Below are 6,000 nucleotides of genomic sequence, written 5' to 3'. Positions count from 1 at the left end.
TGGTTCGTTTTCTTTTACTAATTTAGTTCCTAGGCAACGCAACGAAACCATACACGAACACGTTGTAACACATTTGAGCAAAAACTCAAAATCCGTTCTTAAAACCTGAAGTCACTCAACTCTTGAGCAATCAACGGATTTAAATTTATATATTTAGATTTACTATAAACTCTATTAACTTGAACTCTTTCAATTATGATTTGTTGGAACTTCATCATTTTCTCATCAATTGAAAATTTTGAATCATAAGTAATATAGTGGTTGGTCTCATTAATTTTATTCGCAATAGAAGAATATGATTTCACAGTTTTACGCTCGAACTGACTATAAACTTCTTTAAGGTTTGAATAATAACCTATAAAGCTATTTATTTTTTCACTTGTACTGACTGATTTTTTCCTGTCAATCTCAATTCCTTTAACGATATATAATTTCATAATAATAGAAGTTATCAACAATAATTAGAATATAAAACACATATTCATAAAATAAAATATAAAAATTCATATTTTATAATGCTTTGCTAATATACGAACTAAAATATAAAATTATATTCTAAAACCGTGTTTATAACTCTTAACCAAAACACTTGAATATCAAACAGTTGAAATTTATCTTTGTATGGAGATAATATAACTGAATGGCTAAAAAAAGTGAAATAAAAAAGAACATCAAATTCTATAAAAAGGAAATGGAAAAATGGGAATTCAGAATTCTTATTTCTTTAATTTTAATTTTTTTGGGAATTATTGTTTTTTATCTTTTTTATTTAAAAGTCAACAATTGGGATTTCACAAATATCGAATTTGGTACTTTAGAATTTCCGAAATTAAGTCTATTAACACCATTTCTTTTCTGCTTAGGTTTCTCAGCTAGACAGTTCAATTATTACAAAAAGCAGTTAGATTTGTACAAACTAAAATGTACGGAATCATAAGTCATAATCGGAATAAAAACGTGTTACAACAACGTGTATAATTAATTGCTATGGCAAGTGCTTATTTGGAAAATTCCTTCGGAATTTTCTCGCGTTCGTTTTTGTTTACTAAATTAGTTGCTTAAACACGCAACTAACCATACACAAAACCGTTAGGTGCAATTGCTCATTCTCACTCAAACTCAATTTATCTGTTTACTCATACTCTCTGTACGTTAGCTAGTGTCTGGCAATACGCACTTACTCAAATAGTAAAACGTGAGCTACTTACGGCTAACTGTGATTACTCATACTCACCTATTCCTAGCGTCCTTGAGGCAACACGTGTTTACTCTACTGTTTCGCAACAGCACATAACAACGTGTATAATTAATGCTAACCCCCTACTTCAATTAAAATGTATATATTTAAAGAACTGATTTGCAACAACTGAAAATCCTGCCGATTCTCAGCCGCACAAATCATACACAAACACGTTGTGTACAATATCCACGAAACTCTAAAATGAAAAAAACACTGATTCTAATATTGACTTTTTTACCTCTAACTTTACTCGGACAGCATTTGAAATGTTGTGAATCGGAAAAAGAAGTTGAATCGTATTTGAGCGGAAAGTGGAAAGAAAAAAATGACGAATCTAATACTATTTATGAATATTGGTTTGAAAATGGAAAAGGTCATTTATCGGAAATAGAAATTGCCGAAAATGGTGACGAATTAATTGAACTTGAAGTCCAACCATTTGTGGAAATAATTAAATATGACGGTGGATTTAAAATCAAATTCACTTATCCTTACGAAAATTGGGTTTCGGAATTGAAATACTTGAATTCTAACAAACTGATTTTGATAACGGACAAAAAAGAAATTGAATATTATAAATACAAAAAATAAAAATACTGTACACAACAACGGCTATAGTTCATTGCGGCGGAATTTCCTCTCGGAAATTCCTGCGTATTTGCTAACTTTGATTTACGACGGAATAGTTCTACCGAACCATTCCGCAACGAAACCATAGCCAAGACCGTTACAAGCAATTGCTCATTCTCACTCAAACTCAATTTATCTACTTACTCATACTCTCTGTACGTTAGCTTGTTTGTGGCAATACGTACTTACTCAAATAGCAAAACGTGAGCTACTTACAACTAAATGTGATTACTCTTGCTCGCTTATTCCTAGCGTCCTTGAGGCAATACGTGTTTACTCTTCTGTTTCGCAACAGCATATAACAACGCGTATAGTTCATTGCTCGGAAATTCCTATCGGAATTTCTGTCCCTTCTGAACAATGGGTTCGCTCCTATTTGCTATCTTAGTGCAAACGCAACGAAACCATACACGAACACGTTAGGTACAATTGCAACTTCTCACTCTTGTAACTTACTCATACTCTCTTTACGTTTGCTTATTTCGGCGAAAACTGATTACTCAAAATTCCTTGCGTTAGCTCGTTTACTACTTTATGTGCTTACTCTTGCTCACTTTACCTTAGATTGGTTGTGGTAACACGTTCTTACTCTGTTCTGTTGCAACAGTACATAACAACGTGTATAGTCAATTGCTTGTTCTATGTGTACTCGGAAAATCCTGCGGATTTTCCTCTGGTTCGTTTTCTTTTACTAATTTAGTTGCTAGCCAACGCAACTAACCATACACAAACACGTTAGGTGCAATTGCTCATTCTCACTCAAACTCAATTTATCTGTTTACTCATACTCTCTGTACGTTAGCTAGTGTCTGGCAATACGCACTTACTCAAATAGTAAAACGTGAGCTACTTACGGCTAACTGTGATTACTCATACTCACCTATTCCTAGCGTCCTTGAGGCAACACGTGTTTACTCTACTGTTTCGCAACAGCACATAACAACGTGTATAATTAATGCTAACCCCCTACTTCAATTAAAATGTATATATTTAAAGAACTGATTTGCAACAACTGAAAATCCTGCCGATTCTCAGCCGCACAAATCATACACAAACACGTTGTAGCACATTTAAGAAAACCGAGAATATGAGAATAAACCTTTTAATAATTTTGACATTAATCCTATTTGCTTCTTGTAAAACTGACCCAAATAAACAAGTCGATGAAGGAACGGTCAATGAGAATAAATATCACAGCAACGAAATTGGTTGGACAATCGAAATACCAAAAGGTTGGAATGTTACTCAACGAGGAGAATCACAAAAAAGAGAAGATAAAGGACTAAAAGCGATAAACGAAGCGAACGGAATTGACTACGATGTGAGCGGTCTAAAACAACTTATAAGTTTTCAAAAAGATAGACGACACGTTTTTTCAGCAACCTCTGAAAAATTTGAACTTGAATATGATGGAGAATATGAAGACCAAAAGAAAATTGTTAAGGAAATACTTTACAATACTTACGCACAAAACGGAATTAAAGTAGACACAGCTTCTTCTAAAGAAATAATCGACAATTTGGAATTTGATTTATACAAAATAACTGTTTATAATCAAAAAGGCGAAATTATTCTTTATCAAGATTTATATTGCAGATATATGAATGGACTTGATTTTGGAGTGAACTTAAATTATTTCAATGATAAAGAAAAGAATGAATTAATGAATGCGTGGAAAAACTCAACCTTCGAATAAAAACGTGCTACAACAATGGCTATAAGTAATTGCTTGTTCTCGCCTATTTCTGAAAATCCTTGCGGATTTTCAGTTTGGTATTTACTTGCTAAGTTAACCGCTAAACCACGCAACTACTCATAGCCGAGACCGTTAGGTACAATTGCAACTTCTCACTCTTGTAACTTACTCATACTCTCTTTACGTTAGCTTATTTCGGCGAAAACTGATTACTCAAAATTCCTTGCGTTAGCTCGTTTACTGCTTTATGTGCTTACTCTTGCTCACTTTACCTTAGAATGGTTGTGGTAACACGTTCTTACTCTATTGTGTTGCAACAGTACATAACAACGTGTATAGTTCATTGCTGGTTGTGTGTGTACTCGGAAAATCCTACGGATTTTCCTCTGGTTCGTATTTGTTTACTAAATTAGTTGCTCAAACACGCAACTAACCATACACGAACACGTTACAAGCAATTGCTCATTCTCACTCAAACTCAATTTATCTACTTACTTATACTCTCTGTACGTTAGCTTGTTTGTGGCAATACGTACTTACTCAAATAGCAAAACGTGAGCTACTTACAACTAAATGTGATTACTCTTGCTCGCCTATTCCTAGCGTCCTTGAGGCAATATGTGTTTACTCTTCTGTTTCGCAACAGCATATAACAACGTGTATAGTTCATTGCTCGGAAATTCCTATCGGAATTTCTGTCGCTTCTGAACAATGGGTTCGCTCCTATTTGCTATCTTAGTGCAGACGCAACGAAACCATACACGAACACGTTGGCAATAATATTATGAGAAACCGTAGGAATATTAATAATCGTAATCGATTTTCGATAATTTTTCCAATTTTATCAGTAATTGGCATATCGCTTATTTTAATTTCCACATCTGGTTATGAAAAAAGTTGGTCTTTCAATTGGGATGGAATAAGAACAGAAATAAAAGATTCTATTAGTGTCTATAAACATCAATCTATCTCAAGCAGAATCGAAGGAAATGGAAAAGACTTATCAATTATAAGTAGAGTTTGGATTATTAATAATGCGACTGAATCTGAATTAATTAAATTAACTGATTTTCCAAGTGGAACTATTAAAGCAGTTGCTCACGAAGGACTTATACGAAGAAAGAATTTTGATAAAAAAACGGAATATATATTGAAAGCTATTAGAGACACTACTGATTTGGTTTATTACCAATCAGGTTGTATCGGAACAGCTATGACACTAAATAAATATGTAAGCAATTACGTGCTGAATATTGCTGATGACGTGCCTCCATTTCCTCCAGATTCAACTTCAGACTTTGGATTATCGGAAACTGATAAAGAAAAAATACTTAAGGAATATAAAAAATATCCAAAATTTGAACATTAAATACTATTGCCAACAACGTGTATAGTCAATTGCTTGGTCTGTGTGTACTCGGAAAATCCTACGGATTTTCCTCTGGTTCGTTTTCTTTTACTAACTTAGTTCTTGCCAATGCAACTAACCATACACGAACACGTTGGCAACAATTATGAATACTCACAGATTATTAATATTTTTTTCGATTTTGTTTTTGCAGTCTTGTTTATACAAGAAAGTTATAATTACGAAGGAAGAAAGAAATAACATAATTTATAAAAACAAACAGCTTTACCTTTATGAAAGTAATATTGGTAACATTGATACTCTTATAATATTTAAAAATTACCCTAATGGATATGAACCAAACTTTGATTTTTGGTTTAGAAAAAAGGTTGTAAAGTCTGATACCATTTCAACAAGAAGAGACTTTGGAAAAAGGTTTTCAACTTATCCAAATTACGAAATGAATAAACTCAAAAATCAAAATATCAATTTATCAGTTGATATTTTGTATATGAAAACTGAATTTGACAATGAGTTAAAATTGACAATTTATCCTTTTAATGAAGAATTTTCTCTTACAGGAAAAAATGGCAAACAATATATTTTTGAAAATAATGCAAGTAAAAATCTTGAAACTTGTAAGACAAACAGTTATTGTGTAAATAAAATTATTTATCAAGAAGGGAAAGGAATTGTTTTTATTGAAAAAGGAAGTGGTGAAATATGGAAATTATTGAAACAATTAAAATAACAGTTGCCAACAACGTGTATAGTTCATTGCTGGTTGTGTGTGTACTCGGAAAATCCTACGGATTTTCCTCTGGTTCGTATTTGTTTACTAAATTAGTTGCTCAAACACGCAACTAACCATACACAAACACGTTAGGTACAATTGCAACTTCTCACTCTTGTAACTTACTCATACTCTCTTTACGTTTGCTTATTTCGGCGAGAACTGCTTACTCAAAATTCTTTGCATTAGCTCGTTTGCGGCTTTATGTGCTTACTCTTGCTCGCTTTACCTTAGCTTGATTGCGGCAGCACGTTCTTACTCTGTTGTGTTGCAACAGTACATAACAACGTGTA

The 6,000-nt window shown here is 33.0% G+C and carries 5 protein-coding genes; 4 read left to right on the top strand and 1 reads right to left on the bottom strand.

Annotated features, from left to right (window positions below; translation table 11 throughout):
* Window positions 1-98: 98 nt before the first annotated feature.
* Window positions 99-437 carry a hypothetical protein gene (locus Q0893_RS17280; RefSeq protein WP_299278048.1) on the bottom strand — a complete coding sequence of 113 codons (339 nt, stop codon included), beginning with the start codon at window positions 435-437 and terminating at the stop codon, window positions 99-101.
* Window positions 438-1,441: 1,004 nt separating this feature from the next.
* Between Q0893_RS17280 and Q0893_RS17275 the strand changes: the two genes are divergently transcribed.
* The 4 genes from Q0893_RS17275 to Q0893_RS17260 all read left to right on the top strand — a co-directional run bounded on the left by Q0893_RS17275 (window position 1,442) and on the right by Q0893_RS17260 (window position 5,665).
* Window positions 1,442-1,831, top strand: a complete 390-nt coding sequence (locus Q0893_RS17275; RefSeq protein ID WP_298903800.1) for a hypothetical protein — start codon at window positions 1,442-1,444, stop codon at window positions 1,829-1,831.
* A 1,126-nt stretch (window positions 1,832-2,957) separates the two neighbouring features.
* Complete coding sequence (locus Q0893_RS17270; protein WP_299278044.1) at window positions 2,958-3,566, top strand: hypothetical protein; 609 nt, start codon at window positions 2,958-2,960, stop codon at window positions 3,564-3,566.
* Window positions 3,567-4,350: 784 nt separating this feature from the next.
* Window positions 4,351-4,935 carry a hypothetical protein gene (locus tag Q0893_RS17265; protein ID WP_298903494.1) on the top strand — a complete coding sequence of 195 codons (585 nt, stop codon included), beginning with the start codon at window positions 4,351-4,353 and terminating at the stop codon, window positions 4,933-4,935.
* A 145-nt stretch (window positions 4,936-5,080) separates the two neighbouring features.
* Entirely contained in the window at window positions 5,081-5,665 is a 585-nt protein-coding gene (locus tag Q0893_RS17260) for a hypothetical protein (protein WP_299278039.1), read from the top strand.
* Window positions 5,666-6,000 lie beyond the last annotated feature (335 nt).

Origin of the sequence: uncultured Psychroserpens sp., assembly GCF_947494225.1 — a bacterium.
Taxonomy (GTDB): domain Bacteria; phylum Bacteroidota; class Bacteroidia; order Flavobacteriales; family Flavobacteriaceae; genus Psychroserpens.
The sequence above is the reverse complement of the archived record's forward strand: the minus strand, read 5'-3'. Positions and strand labels throughout refer to the sequence as shown.